The sequence below is a fragment of the Anaerostipes caccae L1-92 genome, assembly GCF_014467075.1.
Classification (GTDB): domain Bacteria; phylum Bacillota; class Clostridia; order Lachnospirales; family Lachnospiraceae; genus Anaerostipes; species Anaerostipes caccae.
Map to the genome: position 1 here is coordinate 210,312 of NZ_AP023027.1, position 16,543 is coordinate 226,854.

At 42.7% G+C, this 16,543-nt stretch carries 21 protein-coding genes; all 21 read left to right on the top strand.

Annotated features, from left to right (window positions below):
• Nucleotides 1-2: 2 nt before the first annotated feature.
• The 21 genes from ANCC_RS01115 (at nucleotide 3) to ANCC_RS01215 (ending at nucleotide 16,522) form a co-directional block, all read left to right on the top strand.
• Nucleotides 3-446: a hypothetical protein gene (locus ANCC_RS01115; RefSeq protein WP_006567841.1), complete on the top strand. Its 444-nt coding sequence runs from the start codon at nucleotides 3-5 to the stop codon at nucleotides 444-446.
• Between the two features lie 188 nt (nucleotides 447-634).
• Nucleotides 635-931, top strand: coding sequence for a hypothetical protein (locus ANCC_RS01120; RefSeq protein ID WP_006567839.1), 297 nt, complete (start codon nucleotides 635-637; stop codon nucleotides 929-931).
• A gap of 190 nt (nucleotides 932-1,121) precedes the next feature.
• Nucleotides 1,122-1,997: an SPL family radical SAM protein gene (locus ANCC_RS01125; protein WP_008724705.1), complete on the top strand. Its 876-nt coding sequence runs from the start codon at nucleotides 1,122-1,124 to the stop codon at nucleotides 1,995-1,997.
• A 148-nt stretch (nucleotides 1,998-2,145) separates the two neighbouring features.
• A complete protein-coding gene (locus tag ANCC_RS01130; RefSeq protein ID WP_006567837.1) occupies nucleotides 2,146-2,457 on the top strand; it encodes a hypothetical protein in 312 nt (103 codons plus the stop codon).
• Nucleotides 2,458-2,565: 108 nt separating this feature from the next.
• Nucleotides 2,566-2,787 (top strand): DUF6133 family protein, encoded by a 222-nt coding sequence (locus ANCC_RS01135; protein WP_006567836.1) that lies wholly within the window; start codon nucleotides 2,566-2,568, stop codon nucleotides 2,785-2,787.
• The gene (locus tag ANCC_RS01140) at nucleotides 2,777-3,184 is read left to right on the top strand and encodes a prepilin peptidase (protein ID WP_006567835.1); all 408 of its coding nucleotides are present in this window, start codon (nucleotides 2,777-2,779) and stop codon (nucleotides 3,182-3,184) included. The genes ANCC_RS01135 and ANCC_RS01140 overlap by 11 nt, the downstream gene beginning before the upstream one ends.
• A 193-nt stretch (nucleotides 3,185-3,377) precedes the next feature.
• Entirely contained in the window at nucleotides 3,378-4,169 is a 792-nt protein-coding gene (gene cpaB / locus ANCC_RS01145; RefSeq protein WP_006567834.1) for a Flp pilus assembly protein CpaB, read from the top strand.
• Nucleotides 4,170-4,982 (top strand): AAA family ATPase, encoded by an 813-nt coding sequence (locus tag ANCC_RS01150; protein ID WP_006567833.1) that lies wholly within the window; start codon nucleotides 4,170-4,172, stop codon nucleotides 4,980-4,982. It abuts the gene before it with no gap.
• Nucleotides 4,976-6,469, top strand: a complete 1,494-nt coding sequence (locus ANCC_RS01155) for an ATPase, T2SS/T4P/T4SS family (RefSeq protein WP_006567832.1) — start codon at nucleotides 4,976-4,978, stop codon at nucleotides 6,467-6,469. Before ANCC_RS01150 ends, ANCC_RS01155 begins: the two co-directional genes overlap by 7 nt.
• Nucleotides 6,466-7,395, top strand: a complete 930-nt coding sequence (locus tag ANCC_RS01160) for a type II secretion system F family protein (protein ID WP_008724712.1) — start codon at nucleotides 6,466-6,468, stop codon at nucleotides 7,393-7,395. The genes ANCC_RS01155 and ANCC_RS01160 overlap by 4 nt, the downstream gene beginning before the upstream one ends.
• Nucleotides 7,396-7,399: 4 nt before the next feature.
• On the top strand, nucleotides 7,400-8,275 hold the full coding sequence (locus tag ANCC_RS01165; protein WP_006567830.1) for a hypothetical protein: 876 nt from the start codon (nucleotides 7,400-7,402) through the stop codon (nucleotides 8,273-8,275).
• A 26-nt stretch (nucleotides 8,276-8,301) separates the two neighbouring features.
• Nucleotides 8,302-8,697 (top strand): DUF4320 family protein, encoded by a 396-nt coding sequence (locus tag ANCC_RS01170; RefSeq protein WP_008724714.1) that lies wholly within the window; start codon nucleotides 8,302-8,304, stop codon nucleotides 8,695-8,697.
• A 158-nt stretch (nucleotides 8,698-8,855) separates the two neighbouring features.
• Nucleotides 8,856-9,239, top strand: coding sequence for a hypothetical protein (locus tag ANCC_RS01175; RefSeq protein WP_330367881.1), 384 nt, complete (start codon nucleotides 8,856-8,858; stop codon nucleotides 9,237-9,239).
• Between the two features lie 72 nt (nucleotides 9,240-9,311).
• A complete protein-coding gene (locus ANCC_RS01180) occupies nucleotides 9,312-9,902 on the top strand; it encodes a DUF6550 family protein (protein ID WP_006567827.1) in 591 nt (196 codons plus the stop codon).
• Nucleotides 9,903-10,119: 217 nt separating this feature from the next.
• Nucleotides 10,120-11,775 carry a DUF8195 domain-containing protein gene (locus ANCC_RS01185; protein ID WP_006567825.1) on the top strand — a complete coding sequence of 552 codons (1,656 nt, stop codon included), beginning with the start codon at nucleotides 10,120-10,122 and terminating at the stop codon, nucleotides 11,773-11,775.
• Nucleotides 11,776-11,862: 87 nt separating this feature from the next.
• Nucleotides 11,863-12,516 (top strand): hypothetical protein, encoded by a 654-nt coding sequence (locus ANCC_RS01190; protein WP_006567824.1) that lies wholly within the window; start codon nucleotides 11,863-11,865, stop codon nucleotides 12,514-12,516.
• 20 nt (nucleotides 12,517-12,536) lie between these two features.
• Complete coding sequence (locus tag ANCC_RS01195; RefSeq protein WP_006567823.1) at nucleotides 12,537-12,866, top strand: hypothetical protein; 330 nt, start codon at nucleotides 12,537-12,539, stop codon at nucleotides 12,864-12,866.
• Between the two features lie 209 nt (nucleotides 12,867-13,075).
• Complete coding sequence (locus tag ANCC_RS01200; RefSeq protein ID WP_330367879.1) at nucleotides 13,076-13,888, top strand: phosphoadenosine phosphosulfate reductase family protein; 813 nt, start codon at nucleotides 13,076-13,078, stop codon at nucleotides 13,886-13,888.
• Nucleotides 13,889-13,950: 62 nt separating this feature from the next.
• Nucleotides 13,951-14,427, top strand: a complete 477-nt coding sequence (locus tag ANCC_RS01205) for an XF1762 family protein (protein WP_006567821.1) — start codon at nucleotides 13,951-13,953, stop codon at nucleotides 14,425-14,427.
• 32 nt (nucleotides 14,428-14,459) lie between these two features.
• Complete coding sequence (locus ANCC_RS01210; RefSeq protein WP_006567820.1) at nucleotides 14,460-15,494, top strand: hypothetical protein; 1,035 nt, start codon at nucleotides 14,460-14,462, stop codon at nucleotides 15,492-15,494.
• 23 nt (nucleotides 15,495-15,517) lie between these two features.
• Nucleotides 15,518-16,522 carry a DUF3991 and toprim domain-containing protein gene (locus ANCC_RS01215; protein ID WP_006567819.1) on the top strand — a complete coding sequence of 335 codons (1,005 nt, stop codon included), beginning with the start codon at nucleotides 15,518-15,520 and terminating at the stop codon, nucleotides 16,520-16,522.
• The last annotated feature ends 21 nt before the right edge of the window (nucleotides 16,523-16,543 follow it).

Genomic DNA, 16,543 nt, shown 5'->3' on the forward strand with positions numbered 1-16,543 from the left:
AAATGGACGATAAATATGTTACAACGCTTCGGCTTTATAAAAATAACCCGGTACATTTCCAGGCACTTACCTGTCTGGAAGAGTACAACCGGGAGCTGTTTACTTCTCAAAATGACTATATTGCCGAGGCGGTAATCTATTATTCAGAGTATCTGAAGCAGAAGGCTGAATATGAGAAATTGGAAAGTATCCTCTCAAACATAAGAGAGCAAGAGGAATACTTCCGTGAACTGACAAAACGTGCATTGGAAGACGTACTGAGATCAGTGCAGACGACTACTATTCCTGCAGTTACTGGAAGTGACACGAAAGCAAAAGAGGAACAGGAACCCCAAAGTGAGAGTGAACGATCAGCGGAGACGGCGAACCAGGCGACAGAAAAGGATTTTAATCTGCTTAATTTCTATAGTTCATTCACTGGATTTGAAGACGAAGGAGAAGATTGAATATGACCATATTATGTGCTATGATAAAATTTATAGGAAAATTATTACTTGGAATTGCGTATGCAATATTAAAAGTTGTATCATTTAGTGTCAAAGTGATAGGCTGTATGTTTTTATTTGTATTTCATATTTTCATGCTTTTAGTAGACATGGGAACCCCTTCCTAATAAGTCAAGGAGAGTACAATTATGGCTATTTGTAAAATTTGTGGCGGAGAAATGCTGGAACATGTGGGTTGTAAAATAGGGATATGCAATTGTAATGGAAAGAGTTACCCGCGTATCATTTTTGGTGCAGAGAAAAGGTTTGAGGATGTATTTGGCGAAGATGATATCTGCCCAGATTGTTTTGCGCCATTTGGGAGTTTTCACCATTTGGGCTGTGATATAGAGGAATGTCCGGTATGTGGAGAAGCAATTTATGGTGATTGCGAATGCCAGTTGATTCTTCCCGATTTAGCGGATATGGAAGAAATGTTAAAGTAATAGTGAATAATGAGTATCACTGTGGTAGGCTGATTCGTCAGCCTGCTTTTTTTTGCGCTTTTCTTGGTACTTATAATGAAAAATAAATGAAGCGGGGTAGTGTAAAGAACATGTCTGGATGCTTTACCAGGAGATTGTAGGGCGGTACTACACTCCGCAATAAAGGGAACCATTTCCAAAGATTAATAAGTTGACCAACCAATTGAAAAGAAGAGGAGGAATAGGAAGCGAATATAAGAGTTTTTACAAAAAAGTAAGAGGTAACGAAGGAGACAAATGCAAATACAGTGTACGACTGGATACGTATGGATGTGGCTGTCAGCACGATTGTGATTATTGTTATGCACGGTCACTTCTGTCTTTTCGTGGATTTTGGAACCCATCAGCGCCGAGCATCGCAGATATTGATAAGATTAAGAGGAAGATTCGGAAGATACCTCCGGGAACCATCCTGCGCATGGGTGGAATGACAGACTGCTTTCAGCCTTTTGAAGCGGAACATCATGTGACTTATGAGACAATCTGTGAAATGAACCGGTGTGGTGTTGGATATCTGATTGTAACAAAATCCCATTTGATCGCACAGCCCGAATATCTGGAAATTTTGGACAAGGATCTGGCCCATATACAAATCACGGTCACGACTTTAGATGATAACAAGGCTTTGACCTATGAAAAAGCAAGTATCCCATCAAAAAGAGTAGAGGCAATAAAAAAATTGCAATCTGCGGGATATGATGTGTCAATCCGGTTAAGCCCCTTGATTGAGGATTTCATGGACTTTGACAGCCTAAATTCATTAGGGATCAATCGCTGTGTTGTGGAATTTTTGCGTGTCAATAGCTGGATCAAGAGCTGGCTGCACGATGTTGATTTCAGTGGGTACAGGTTAAAACAAGGAGGATACTGCCACTTACCACTGGAAAAAAAGATGGAAATCATCAAGAAGATCAGGATACCGGAGATAACAGTTTGCGAAGATGTAACAGAACATTATGAGTATTGGAGAGATAACTTCAATCCAAATAAGGATGATTGCTGTAATCTGCGATTACATAACGGATGATGAAATAAAGAAGTGGAAATGAAAGTTCCTTTAAATATATGCTGACAGGCAGGAAGGGCGTGAAGATGAACCGGATTCGTGACGAACCTAAATCGTAAGGGAAATGACTTGAGTGGGTTACTGAACTTTAGCAGAAAAGGGGAAACCGTTGGATAAAAAAAGTTTTGAGTATGGTGGATATCATTTTTATCCATTAAGGACATTTGAGGATAAAGATGGCGATTTTATGGAACGCGCATGCAAACTGCGGGATGACCGGGAACTAGGGATGACATCCACTGATGAACCATGGAGAAAATATGCATATGATTATGAAGCTTTTTATAAAGCTGCCGGCGGCAAGAAATATGATATTTTTCTATGTGAAGAAAACCGCAGGCAGTACGTACCGTGCGGTCATGGCTTGCAGGAATTTGTTAATGCCCCGATCAAGAGTAAAAATAACAGGGCAGTCCGCTGAGAGTATGATGGCGCGGGTATTAAGAAAAACACATGGAATGGGCTGATCTTCAGTCCGTTTTTATTTTTGAAAATCAATTAAATTAGAAAACCAGTAGGAGGTATGTAAATGAAAACAAAGATGAGAAACTATCTGATCGCTAAGGTAATGAAGGTAAAAGCGGCTATTAACAACAATAAGGCGGAGGGGTTCGTTGATACGGCCATCAAAATTTTAATGGCTGTTGTGATTGGAGCGCTGCTTCTGGCAGGGCTGTATGCACTGTTTGGTGATACAGTGCTGCCAACATTAACACGGCGTATTACTGAAATGTTTAACTATGCTGGATAGAAAGGCAGTTCAAACAATTGTATTTTTGCTGTTGCTTTTGCTGGCATCTGTCACGGACTTAAAGAAGAGAATCGTGCCGGATCTGTTATGTATGCTAATTGCATTAACCGCCGCTATTTCTTTTCGTCCAGAACAGTTATGGGGGATTTTCAGCGCACTCCCATTTCTTCTTGCAGCAGTTTTTTGCGGAGGAATGGGGGGCGGTGATATCAAACTGATGGCAGCCGCAGGACTTGTCCTGGGACTTCCAGCAGGGATTTTTGCAACTATTTTGGGATTATTACTGGTACTTGCTTATTCTGTGTTTTTGAAAATATGTAAGAAAACCCAGGTTATCGCAGTGCCGTTAGTACCCTTTTTATCGGCTGGGTGTGCAGCGGGGTATTTGATTGGATAGGAGGATGGAATGAAAAGAAAAGCATTTTATTGTATTTGTGTAGCGGCTCCAATTACCTTTGTGGGTGCTGTCCTGGCATTTTACAGATGCCGGAGGAAAAAGAGATACTTAGTGAGGTAATCACGGCGGCAGGTATTCCCTGCCGCATTTAAAACGATAATTTTGATTTGATTGAAAGGAATGGATAATAAGTATGAAAATATTAAAAAGCCGTACCGTGCTTGGAGTAATATGCATTGTGGTATCACTGCTCATTTGCTTCGGAGTTACCCCTTTATTTAATAAAGAGGTCAGTAAAAAGGTAGAAATCGTGCGGGTGGTAAAGGATATAAAAATCGGGGATAAAATCACTGGCGATATGGTCAGGACTGTTGAGGTGGGAAGTTTAAATCTGCCGTCTGAAGTCATGAAAAATAAAGAAAATGTCATTGGGAAATATGCATCTGCAGATATGGCTCCAGGCGATTATATCATTAATAGCAAGGTCGCAGACGAACCGGCTGCGGAGAATGCCTACTTATATAATTTATCAGGAGAGAAACAGGCAATATCCGTGTCGGTCAAATCTTTTGCAACGGGGTTATCCGGAAAACTCAAATCTGGTGATATTGTATCTGTGATTGCACCGGACTACCAGAAGCAAGGCGAAACAGTGATTCCTCCCGAACTCAAATATGTCGAAGTTATTGCTGTAACTGCAGGCAGTGGCTACGATGCCAATACAGGAGAAGAAGACCCGGAGGAAAAGGAACTGCCCAGTACGGTGACACTCTTGGCAACACCGGAACAGAGCAGGATACTCGCCATGATGGAGAAGGACGGGAACCTGCACATATCTCTTGTATACAGGGGAACAAAAGAAAATGCAGCAAAGTTTATTACAGAGCAGGAACATGCTTTGCAGGAACTTTACCCGCCGGAAACGGAGGCGGCGGAAGCGGAAACTGGACAGCCCGAGGAACAGATAGAAGGGAGTGCAGAATAAATGCTGAACTTTAAAATCAAAAAGCGCGCAAATCAGCCTGAGAGCGAGGAAGTGCATGAGGTGGGAAAACATCAGGCCCAGATACTGGCTGTCTGGGGTAGCCCTGGATGCGGAAAGACTACGGTTTCTGTGAAGATTGCAAAACACTTAGCGGAAAAGAAGAAAAATGTAATTCTTGTGCTGTCCGATATGACTTTACCCATGATGCCTTGTATCTGTCCAATGGACGAGTTAGAAAACATATGGTCCCTTGGCAATGTACTGGCAGCGCCACATGTTACAAAAGGGCTTATAGAAGAAAACTGTATTGTCCACAAAAAAATAAAGTATCTGGCAATGCTTGGCATGTTAAGAGGGGAAAATGAATACAGCTATGCCCCCTATGAAGCGGAACAGGCTTTGGAATTTCTTACAGGGCTGCGGGAATTGTCCTCATACATTATTATTGACTGTAGCAGTTATATATCTAACGATATTTTATCGGCAGTTTCTCTAATGGAAGCAGATGCTGTTCTGCAGATAGTAAATTGCGACCTTAAATCTATCAGTTACCTGGCAAGTCAGTTACCGTTACTTCAGGAACCAAAATGGAGAATAGAGAGGCATTTAAAAACGATCAACAACATAAAGGGGCAGGAAGCCATTAACCATATGGAACAGGTGCTTGGAAAAGTAAGTTTTCAGATTCCGTCTGCATCCGAAGTTACGGAACAGGGGATGGCTGGGAATTTGTTGATTGGTCTGGAGGGGAAAAAAAGCCGTGGTTTTAAAAATGAAATAGATAAGATTGTTAAGGAGGTATATGGATGTTAGGGGAAAGAAAGACGCGAGGAGTATTTAATGAGGGAAAAAATTCAGAGTGGGGTTCGCGGATGCAGGAACTTATGCCAACACAGGCAGCCCCAGTGGAGCCGGTTGCAAGAGAGCCGGTAGAAGTGGTGAGTAAGAGTGCAGATGACCTCTTTTTTGCAGCCGTGGAGGGGAAAGATTTTGCAACGGTGCTACAGGAGGTACAGGAACACATTGCCAGCCGTTACAGCTCCCTTTTGACTGATGGAAATAATGATGATGTAAAAAGGCAGATGAAGCGTTACATTACTAAATATGTTCAGGAAAACCGGGTTGCAGTTCAGGGAATGTCAAATCAGGAACTTGTTGACAACCTATACACGGAAATGGCGGAGTTTTCTTTTCTAACAAAGTACATTTTTGGAGAGGGAGTGGAAGAAATAGACATTAATAGCTGGAAGGATATTGAGATCCAGTACAGCGGTGGTGGGACTGAAAAGTTGGAAGAACATTTTGACAGCCCTTCTCATGCTATTAATGTGATCCGCAGGATGCTCCATGTTTCAGGAACTATCCTTGATGATGCAAGTCCTGTGGTGACTGGAACACTGGCTAAAAATATCCGTATAGCGGTGTTAAAAACTCCAGTTGTAGATGAAGAGGTAGGTCTTGCCGCTTCAATCCGAATCGTAAATCCCCAGAGTATGAAAAAGGAGGATTTTATTTCTGGTGGAACTGCCACGGGAGAGATGTTAGACTTTTTGAGTGAATGTATTCGGTATGGAATTTCGGTGTGTGTTGCAGGTGCTACAAGTTCCGGAAAAACAACGGTGGCCGGCTGGTTGCTTACTACAATCCCTGACCGGAAAAGAATTTTTACTATTGAAAATGGTAGCCGTGAACTTGATCTAATAAGGGAGGAAAGTGGAAAAGTGTTAAATTCCGTTGTCCACACTCTTACAAGAGACAGTGAGAATGACCGGCAGCGAATTGACCAGATTGCCCTTTTGGATATTGCGCTTCGATTTAATCCTGATATTCTGGTGGTCGGAGAAATGAGAGGGGCGGAAGCAAACGCCGCCCAGGAAGCTGCAAGAACTGGTGTGGCGGTGGTTACAACCATCCATTCCAATTCGTGTGAGGCTACATACCGCCGTATGGTGTCCTTGTGTAAGCGTGCCGTGGATATGTCGGACGAGACATTGATGGGATATGTGACCGAAGCATACCCTATCATAGTCTTTTGTAAGCAGTTGGAAAACCGGCAGAGGGTAATCATGGAGATTATGGAATGCGAGATAAAGCCTGACGGTACACGGAGATATCGTCCACTGTATCAGTACGAGATCATGGAGAACCAGTTGGAAGGAGATTATTTTGTGGTTAATGGGAAACACAGGGTAATGAATTCCATTTCGGATGGGCTTTATAAGCGTTTGCTGGAGAATGGGATGCCAATGGAGACACTTAACCGGTTCCGTTCAAAGGGAGAGGGAGGAGAGGAATCTTGACAAGTATACAGCTTCTTGCATGCCTTGGTATGATAGTGGGTGGATTTCTTCTTTTGGGGATTCGACCAATAGAATTTACAGATGGACTGTTCGGCTTTCTGGCAAAAGAACCTGAGAATATTCGGAATGAAATCCATACAGTAACAAAAAGGAAAAAAGCAAGATTTCTGAAAAAGGCAATCATTGAGGCACAGCAGGTACTTAAAATGACGGGTAGGGAAAAGCAATTTTCGGTTATTTGTGCTGCCGCCCTGGTGTTGTTTGCTGTGGGGGCCTCGGTTGCCATCATGATTGGAAATTTTTTTCTGGCTCCGGTGATGGCTGTTGGATTTATGTTCTTCCCTTTTTGGTATGTAATTCTGTCAGCCAGTAATTACAAAAAAAATGTAGCCGCAGAGCTGGAGACAGCATTAAGCGTTATTACGACGGGCTATCTGCGGACGGAGGACATTCTAACTGCGATAGAGGAAAATATTCAGTATTTGAATCCGCCAGTCCAGAGGGTATTCCAGGATTTTATTGTGCGGATCAACTTAGTAAATCCGGATGTTCATGAAGCACTAAAGGAGTTGAGGGAGAAAATTGATAATGATGTATTCCGCGAATGGTGCGATGCCCTGTGTGATTGTCAGTATGATCGGAGTTTGAAGACAACATTGACACCAATCGTAACAAAATTAAGCGATATCCGTATCGTCAATGCTGAACTGGAATATTTGATTGTGGAGCCGAGGAAAGAATTTATCACGATGGCAATCTTTGTGATTGGTAATATCCCGCTGCTTTATTTTCTCAACAAGAGCTGGTATGACACTTTGATGCACACACCAATGGGACAGGTGATACTTGCCATTACTGCGGCAATCATCTTTGTCTCTACTGCGGTCGTTGTCAGGCTGACAAAACCGATAGAATACAGGAGGTAGGGAGATGTCAGTGTTATTACTGTTATTATTTGGAGGATTTCTCTTTCTGGGAATGTTCTTCCTGGCAGCGGATTTGTTAAAAATGCCATATATGAAGACAGAAAAGGCATTACTGGACAGGGGAAGAAATAGTAAAAAAGGGTCGGCGGCGTTAGATACGTTTTTACTGCAAGGAGCCATGAGATTGTCTCATGTAATCCGAATGGACGAATATCGGAAAAGCCGAATGAAAAATGTGCTGAAAGCAACAGGGATTAATATGACACCGGAAGTATATCAGGCGTATGCACTTACAAAAGCTGGTTTACTGATGGCTGGCATTATTCCGTGTTTGTTTCTTTTTCCGCTCCTAACACCTGTTATTGTGTTTCTTGCTGTCATGGTTTACTTTAAGGAAATTCAGCGCGCAGACGAGATGTTAAAGACGAAAAGAAAGTCAATTGAAGACGAACTGCCACGTTTTGTTGCTAATCTTGAACAGGAGCTGCAGAATAACCGTGATGTGCTTTCAATGGTAGAGAATTTTAGAAAAAATGCCGGTGCGGAATTTGGGGAGGAGCTAGGTGTACTTGTGGCAGACATGAGATCCTCCAGTTATGAGGCGGCACTTACTCGATTTGAAGCACGGTTAAACTCTCCAATGTTGTCTGATGTTGTCAGAGGACTGATTGGGGTTTTGCGTGGAGATAACAGCGTGGTATATTTCCAGATGCTTGCTCATGATTTTAAACAGCTTGAATTACAGAAATTAAAAAGTGAGGCCCAGAAAATACCGCCTAAAATCAGGGTTTTTTCGTTTCTCATGCTTATGTGCTTCTTATTGACTTACCTTGCGATTATCGTGTTTGAAATCATTAAGTCATTAGGAGGTATGTTCTAGCTCCAAATGAAAGGAGGTCAAGGAACTTGAAAAAAATATTAAAAACTAATCGTGGAGAGGGATATATAGACATATGCGTACTGGTATTGTGTGCCATGCTGGTGATTGCATTGGCGGTCAGCGTATTTCCGGTTTTTTTGGCTAAGAATCAGTTAGATACATTTGCTGTGGAATTGTGCCGTGAGGCTGAAATGAGTGGCAGAGTCGGAACTGAGACCACTAGGCGGGAACAGGTATTACGAGAAAGGACCGGACTAAATCCTAAAGTTGAGTGGTCAAAAAAGGGTAATATCCAACTAAATCAGGAGATTACTGTAAAATTGACGTTGCAGCGGGACCTTGGGTTATTTGGGAATTTTGGTTCCTTTCCAATTACCTTAAGGGCTAGTGCTACAGGAAAGAGTGAGGTATATCATAAATGAAGCGCCTGATTTGCTGTTTAAAAGATAGGCGTGGTTCCTCTTTCCCATTTGTGATTGCGGTTACATTGGTATTGATGTTAATAATGTGCGGATTTTTGGAGTTTTATCGGCTAAAGATCATAGCCAATGGCGTAAGGGACGCGGCACAGGAGGCTATCATGATAACTGTAAATGATAATTATGCAAACGTTTATCACGGTGTCAGGGAAGGATACAGTGGAGGATATCAGCCCAATAATGGAGGTTTTAAGTATAGTGTAGATAAAGGAAATGTGCTGTCAAAAATGGATAAAATCCTTGGAACAAAAGTTGAATCCGGGCGGCATGTAAAATATACAGGTGGGGTTCTGGAATATAGCATATCGGATTTAAGTGTTACTGCACGTAATGCGCCGCTTGCACCTGGAACACCGGAAAATGAACAGAGATTTGAAATTGATGCAATCGTAACATTAAAAGTACCGGTCCAGTTTGCGGGAAAACGTCTACCTGAAATGAAAATCAGGCTAAAAGTGCAGGCTGGATATATAGAAGTGTTTTAGAATTCAATAGACAGAATTGGAAAAATGTAGTATGTTTGATGCGACAGAATGTGAACCAGGAAGGAGAACTATATGAATGATAAAGTGAAAAAAGGTATGATTATTGCGGGTTGCGTGGTGTGTTGTGTTATTCTTGCAGTGATGATTGCAAGTAATTTCAGAAAGCCAGCAAAAACAAAGGATAAATTAGCAGAGAGCCAGTCTACAGAAATAGAAGTGAAACCGGAAATCAAAAAGTCCGAATTAGACAAGAAGTCAAAAGAGACTGAAAGTAAAGAAGAGGAATCGAAGAAAGAACCGGAGACTACGGAGGAGCAGAAAGAATCAGAGGAGGAAAAAGAGGGAAATAAGGACAACGGGCAGCCTGTACAGAATATTCAGCCCAGAGTGACTAAACCGGAAGAACCAGATCCAGAAGTATTAAAAAATCCTAATCAGAAACCAGATGGGGAGAGCGTGCAGGGCACGCCGGTTCCGGAAAACCATGATGAAGTAAAACAGCCGGAGACAGACACGGTTCCTGGAGCCGCACCAGAAGGTGAGTCACAGGAAGGAAAAATATATGCCCCAGGCTTTGGATGGATTGATGACATTGGGGAAGGGGAAGGCATTGAAGACAGTAACATTTATGAAAACGGTAATAAAATTGGGATAATGGATTAATTATCAATAGGTTGGTTAAATAGATGCATGACAGAAAGGCTATGAATTGTAGCGCCCTCCTGCTAAGCATAGAGAGAAATCAAAGATATAAATTTTATCGTTCGGCACAGCTATTTATGGCTGTGCTTTTTCATTGGAAAGGAGAACATTTGGGAATTTGAAAAGCAGAATAAGTTGGCTGACAAGGATTGTACTGTTCAGCCTGTGTTTTTTGATCATGTCGGTTCCAGCGTATGCGGCAGGGGAAGGTAATGTGGACGGCGGAGGCGGCAGCATGGGACAAGGTTCTTCGCAAAATTTTTGGTCCCCAGGTGATGAAGGGGTACGTGTATCGGTGATAAGTACAAGTGACCATAAAGTAGTAGGCACGCCTATTGACCTTACCAATAAAAGCCCATCTGATATTAGGCTTCATTTTGGAAAGGTGAGCAAGATGTCTTATACATCAGGTCATGGAATTGGTATATCCGGTTCAAGATACCAGTACATAAGACCAGCACAGAGACTTCCTATAATTATAAGTTCACAAAGTCTGGGACCATCAAGTATTGCGGAAATAAAGCGGTACTTTACGGACGAGCAGACGATACGTGGGATAGCAGGTTATATGGGAATAGATTTTGATATACTTATCAGCGGCGAGTACAGAATTATGATAGAGCCGATTGCGTATGTGACATTGCAGGGAGTAAGAGTTGCTATGACAGCAACGGAAGCGGCTTTATATGATGAGGTTGCAGGCGGGGTGGTATATTCCTGGTTACGTTCAGTTACCTTTCAAAATCTGCCCCTTGCAATGTTTCTCGAAAAATCTGATTTAGGATATCCTGCGTGGAACGGTCCAACTACCGGATTGCGTTCACATCAGGAAATCAAAACTTCGTTGGGACTTGGAATCATACGTTTTAATGGGGAGTTGCCAGAACCATCACCGGAGGTTACGACTTTTGATTATGAATACCGCACTAACACGGAGGTTATCACCAGTATCCGCGTGAGTGGCGGTCAAAGTGATCCGGACCATAAGGTATCTGTGACATTTAAAATACAAGGGAGAAATTATAAGGTGGACAGCGTATATTATCCCGAGGGAGGAAGTCAGCTTGCCTGGGTTCGGTGGACAACACCATCTACAGAGCAGACTATGGAAATTCCAGTAACAGTAAGAGGTGGTGGCCGTACAGACAAAGGGACTATACGGGTTAAGATAGTAAACCTGGACAAGAATCCACCGCCGAATCCAGTTGCAGATGACCGTAATGACAGTTATGCGAGGCCGGCAGTTCCATCAAAGAGTCAGCAAACGTCCGCTGATTGGAGTATTTGGCGACCATACTGGTATTCTTACTGGGTATGGCATAGTGGTGACGATGATGATGATGGATACTGGTGTGATCATGGCTGGTGGAAGTTCAATATTGATAGATATCATGCAAGTTTGAACGCAACAATGCGCGTCCAGCCAGATGATAAATCCCCTACGGCCCATGGCAAAACATTAAAAAGCGGATACGGATTTAACGAATATGTGAACAGTTCTGTGAGCACGAATCAGTCCAGTGCCGTGACTGGAGCCCAAAATGCCGTGACGTATTTTCCGGAGTTTCAATACAAGAAATACTGGCGTTTATTGGAGCGGATGTCGGGTGGGTATCATTCCGAATTTGAGTTCAAAAAAAATCAATACAGTACATTTAAGCGGAGGACACATTTCACTCCGATATGGATGCCAGATGGCAAATATACACCCTATACATGGTTAATAGATGCCTGGACACCAGCAGGAATGTTATCACTAAACCTGACCGATAATCTGACAATCAGCGGTAATTTGTGGACGGACTGGCATATCGCACCACAGAGACTAGATTAAAAAATAAAGTAAAAATAAATAAACAGTTACCAAAGAGGGAGACGCAGAGATCTTCCTCTTTTTGTTATTAGGAAGGAATGAAGTGGCATGTACGATAAAAACAAAACTTTGGATACCCTGAAAAATGAAATCTTCTTGTCAAAAGACAACCTGTATCTAGCGGAGGAAGCGTTAAATTCTGATCAGATACCCTATGAAACGGTAAAGAAGATTATGGAGGTTGGAGGATATAGAAATAAAATAAATGCTTTGCGCAAAGCGTATTTGATGGGTGTAAATTTTGACAACCTTATCGGTCTTGTACATGATTCAGACGGCCCGGAGGAAATCAGGTCAATAGCTGGGGCACTGGAACGGAAACTGGAAATCCAGAAAATTCAGATTGTGGCAGATGGAAAACACGATTACAGACAAATGGATTTAGTGTTTTATGGGTTTTATACTGGCAGAAGCATACAGGAAATGGAACTGGCAACAGATAACCGGTTTGATGAAGAGCAGATTGAAGAAATCCTGTCGGGTTTTCGCTATGGGCTTGCCTATGAACAGGTGGCATTTTATGCGAAAGAAGAATTTGATTGTTACCAGATGCGGACCATAAAAAGGGCGTTTCTGTACGATAATCTGACAGTGGAGGAGGCGGCAATATTTGCTTTACCCAGTAATAACACAAAGAAAATGCGCCAGGAGATTAGAAAGATAGTAGCACAGCGCGGTAAAACAAAGAAATCCAATCTGTAATCGTGAGAAAGGATAAACACATGGAGAAAGAAGCAATGGAAGATATCCTGCGATTGGCAGAGGATGTAAGCAGCCTTGTGATGGACCTTGGACCATTTGGGCTTACGGACGAAGATGAAGTAAAAAAAACACCGCAGGACCGGATACATGAGACATATCAATGGCTGTCCGAACCAAAGGGCTGTAAAGAAGCGTCCGAGTATTTTAAGGAATTGCTTGCAATACTGGATAAGACGGACGCAGAGTATCAAAGAATCGCTGATATATGTGAAAGAATCCATAAGGTCCAGGAAATAAAGCCATGGAAAGAAAAAGTAACTGTTAGAAACAGTCCCAGCTGTCGCAGATGACCAGGGCCTGGATATGTCCATAATATAGGACAGATTAAGGAAACAGAATCCCTTCAAGTAGAGAGGTTTCATAGATTCCTCTGGTAAAAATCTAAATAGAAATGCAAAAAGGAGGGATAAGAAGTTGTGGCCACGTAAAACGATAGTCTCTTCGACGCTTATTGGATTTAGAGACGAAGAGCATTGAACGGATTAAATTAGCAAGTGAAATGTCAAAGAGGTACTATGATGCCCCCATAATCTGTACTTACAGTGGGGGCAAGGATTCTGACGTACTTCTGGATTTGTTTATCCGGTCAGGAGTTGAATTTGAGGCCCACAATTCTCATACAACAGTCGATGCTCCCGATACGGTGTACTATATCAGGGAGAAATTTCGAGGTTTAAAAGAAAAGGGAATCCCATGTATTATCCATATGCCGCCACTGAGCATGTGGCAGTTGATTGTCAAAAAGAAGATGCCGCCCACCAGGATGCAGCGTTACTGTTGTGAAATCCTAAAAGAGAACACAACACCGGACAGACTGGTATCAACAGGTGTGCGCTGGGACGAAAGCACCAAACGGTCCAAAAGGGGACAGTTAGAAGCGGCTGCCCCAAAAGTCGAGAATAGGATTACTCTGATGAACGACAACGATGATAAGCGGCTGGTTATTGAGCGGTGTGCAATCCGTGGCAGGGTAGTGTCCAACCCAATCATTGACTGGACACATAAAGACATCTGGGATTATATCCGTTCCAACCATATGCCTTATAATCCGCTTTATGATATGGGTTATAAAAGAGTTGGCTGTGTAGGGTGCCCGATGGCTGGAAAAAACCGCTACAAAGAGTTTGCTGACTTCCCAAAGTATAAGGCAGCTTATATCCGGGCGTTTGATAAAATGTTAGTGGCAATCCATGCGGCGGGGAAACCTACTAAGTGGAAGAACGGAGAGGACGTGTTCCGGTGGTGGATGGAGGATAAAAATGTAGAGGGACAGTTGTGCCTCGCGGATTTTATGGACATGGGACCAGACTAAAACAATAAATCAACAACAGGAGGTTTACGTTCCAACCGGAACTAATTTATATAAAAAAGTGAATGAAAGCAGTACCGATTGAGTTAAAGGCGGCAAATGAATATGTCGCGCAGAATCATAGGCATCATAGCCCTGTATACCGGGACAAATTCCGTGTCGCATGTACTGAGCATGGCAGAATATGTGGCGTGATACAGTGCGGCAGGCCAGTATCCAGGCATTTAGACGATGGAAAAACGCTGGAAGTAACGCGTTGCTGCACAGACGGTACAGCCAATGCCTGTAGCTTCCTATACGGGCGGGTAGCCCGGATTGCAAAAGAGATGGGATATGAGCGGATTATCACTTATATCCTTATCTCTGAATCCGGTGCTTCCTTAAAAGCGGCAGGGTGGGAATGTGAGAAAGAGATTGCAGGGGGCGGCTCCTGGGATACACCTGCCAGGCGCAGACATACAACAGCACCGCAATGTAAAAAGCAAAGATGGATGAAAAATTTGTGTAAAGAAGGTGATGAGAGTCGAGAATCGGAATTATAGATGCTGATTTATTGGATAAGAACAGGCACCGCATGCCGAATCTGGCATGCATGAAGATCAGCGGATTCCATAAGCAGATGGGGGATCAGATACATTTGCTGACGGAGTATTCAGGCTTCAATGAGTTTGATAAGGTATATCTGTCAAAGGTCTTTACGGCTACGAGGTATCCGCCGGAAGTCTTAAAGATGGAGAATGTAGAATATGGAGGTACTGGGTTTTATTTAGACCAGGCTCCCGAGCTGCCCTACGAAATAGAGCATGCCATGCCGGATTACAGTCTGTATGCGGATTGGCTTAAAGGTAAGGGAGAAGAAGGAAAAAAGAGTAAGAAGTATAAGTATTATCGGGATTATTCTATTGGGTTTTTAACAAGGGGCTGCTTTAGGCAATGCCCTTTTTGTGTGAACAAAAATAAAACGGTATCCGTTCCTGCAAGCCCAGTGTACGAATTTTACAATCCACAGAAAAAGAAGATCTGTCTGCTGGATGATAATTTTCTGGCATGTGGGGAGTGGAGTGCATTATTGGGACAACTACGGGAAACCGGCCGTCCGGTCCAGTTCCGGCAAGGACTGGATATCAGGCTGATTACCAGGCAAAAATCCAGGGAACTGGCATCTTGTAGATTGGATGGCGACTTATTATTTGCCTTTGACAATATCAAGGATAAAGAAACAGTCATAGAAAAGATGAAGATCATAAACCCAATATTCCAGGAATCAAAAAGGATCAAGTTCTATGTATTAACTGGGTTTGATGCAGATGGAAGATATGACTGGACTTTCTGGAAACAGGATATCTTACAGGCATTTGAGCGTATCCGGATTCTAATGGGGGTGCGTGCGTATCCATATATCATGCGGTATGAGAAATATCAGGAATCACCTTACCGGGGAATGTATGTAAACCTGTCCAGGTGGTGTAACCAGCCCCAGATGTATAAGCAGATGAGCTTCCGTGAATTTTGCCACTTGTCAAAAGAAGGGAGCGCCTGCAGAACGTATCTGGAGGAGTATGAAAGAGACTTTCCGGAAATCAGCAGTTATTTTGACATGAAATTTTAAACTCTGATTCAGGAGGTGGTGCTATGAAGTTTACAGATGAAGAATTAGAGATAGCCAGAAGCGTGGACCTGGTGTCTATTGCTGAAAGGCAGGGCTTCACGGTGAAGCGGGTAGGCAGTTACTATACATTGAAAGAACATGATTCTATAAGGATTAAAAATCGTAGGAGCTGGCTGCGTTTTTCCGTACCCGAGGGCCAGGACGGTCACAACGGGGATAACATTGAGTTTCTGAGACAATTTTGCTATATGGATTTTCGTGAGGCGGTTATCTATTTGTTGAACGAGGCCGGTTATCGGTATGAGGATAAATCATTTAAAGATGATACAAGCAGGAAAAACCACGAGAGAAGAAAGGAAGAGCAAAATAAAGAACAAGAAGGGAAAGGGGAGTTTGTGCTTCCCGAACCAAACGACAATTATCGGAGGTTATATGCCTATCTGTTAAAAACGCGCTGCCTGAGCAAAGAAGTAGTTGACTGGTTCGTTAAAAAAAAGCTGATTTATGAAACACGCAGATATCATAACGTGGTTTTTATTGGCAGGGATTCCTTTGGTACAGCACGGTTTGCCAGTATGAGGGGAACGGTGGATAATTATGGAAACCCGTTTAAAGGGGACGTGGAGAACAACGATAAAACCTATGGTTTCAATGTAAGAAACAAGAAAAATAAAGAAGTCAAGGTATTTGAGGCAGCCATTGACCTGATGTCTTATATGGATTATAAGCGTGATGGGCAGTCAAACAAGTTGGCATTAGGGTCAACCTGGGACGGGGCATTGGACCGGTTCCTGCTAGAAAATCCACAGATTAAACGAATAAGCCTGTATCTTGATAATGATAAGGCAGGCCGGAAAGCAGCGGCACTTATACGCAAGAAATATATAGAGATGGGATATCACGTTAAAGTCCGGTTCCCGCCATATGGGAAAGATTGGAATGAATTTCTTGTTGCAGAAAGAAAAAAGGCAGTGATTCAATATTTGAACAGGAATAGCAATCTGGACCGGAAACAGGCAATCGGATAATTTCATAAAAGCAAGGAGATA

Excerpts from the sequence above, each read along its gene's own strand:
- ANCC_RS01115 (WP_006567841.1), top strand. The coding sequence starts at position 3 with ATGGACGATAAATATGTTACAACGCTTCGGCTTTATAAAAATAACCCG.
- ANCC_RS01120 (WP_006567839.1), top strand. The coding sequence starts at position 635 with ATGGCTATTTGTAAAATTTGTGGCGGAGAAATGCTGGAACATGTGGGT.
- ANCC_RS01135 (WP_006567836.1), top strand. The coding sequence starts at position 2,566 with ATGAAAACAAAGATGAGAAACTATCTGATCGCTAAGGTAATGAAGGTA.
- ANCC_RS01140 (WP_006567835.1), top strand. The coding sequence starts at position 2,777 with ATGCTGGATAGAAAGGCAGTTCAAACAATTGTATTTTTGCTGTTGCTT.
- cpaB (WP_006567834.1), top strand. The coding sequence starts at position 3,378 with ATGAAAATATTAAAAAGCCGTACCGTGCTTGGAGTAATATGCATTGTG.
- ANCC_RS01150 (WP_006567833.1), top strand. The coding sequence starts at position 4,170 with ATGCTGAACTTTAAAATCAAAAAGCGCGCAAATCAGCCTGAGAGCGAG.
- ANCC_RS01155 (WP_006567832.1), top strand. The coding sequence starts at position 4,976 with ATGTTAGGGGAAAGAAAGACGCGAGGAGTATTTAATGAGGGAAAAAAT.
- ANCC_RS01165 (WP_006567830.1), top strand. The coding sequence starts at position 7,400 with ATGTCAGTGTTATTACTGTTATTATTTGGAGGATTTCTCTTTCTGGGA.
- ANCC_RS01175 (WP_330367881.1), top strand. The coding sequence starts at position 8,856 with ATGATAACTGTAAATGATAATTATGCAAACGTTTATCACGGTGTCAGG.
- ANCC_RS01180 (WP_006567827.1), top strand. The coding sequence starts at position 9,312 with ATGAATGATAAAGTGAAAAAAGGTATGATTATTGCGGGTTGCGTGGTG.
- ANCC_RS01185 (WP_006567825.1), top strand. The coding sequence starts at position 10,120 with ATGTCGGTTCCAGCGTATGCGGCAGGGGAAGGTAATGTGGACGGCGGA.
- ANCC_RS01190 (WP_006567824.1), top strand. The coding sequence starts at position 11,863 with ATGTACGATAAAAACAAAACTTTGGATACCCTGAAAAATGAAATCTTC.
- ANCC_RS01195 (WP_006567823.1), top strand. The coding sequence starts at position 12,537 with ATGGAGAAAGAAGCAATGGAAGATATCCTGCGATTGGCAGAGGATGTA.
- ANCC_RS01200 (WP_330367879.1), top strand. The coding sequence starts at position 13,076 with ATGTCAAAGAGGTACTATGATGCCCCCATAATCTGTACTTACAGTGGG.
- ANCC_RS01205 (WP_006567821.1), top strand. The coding sequence starts at position 13,951 with ATGAAAGCAGTACCGATTGAGTTAAAGGCGGCAAATGAATATGTCGCG.
- ANCC_RS01210 (WP_006567820.1), top strand. The coding sequence starts at position 14,460 with ATGCCGAATCTGGCATGCATGAAGATCAGCGGATTCCATAAGCAGATG.
- ANCC_RS01215 (WP_006567819.1), top strand. The coding sequence starts at position 15,518 with ATGAAGTTTACAGATGAAGAATTAGAGATAGCCAGAAGCGTGGACCTG.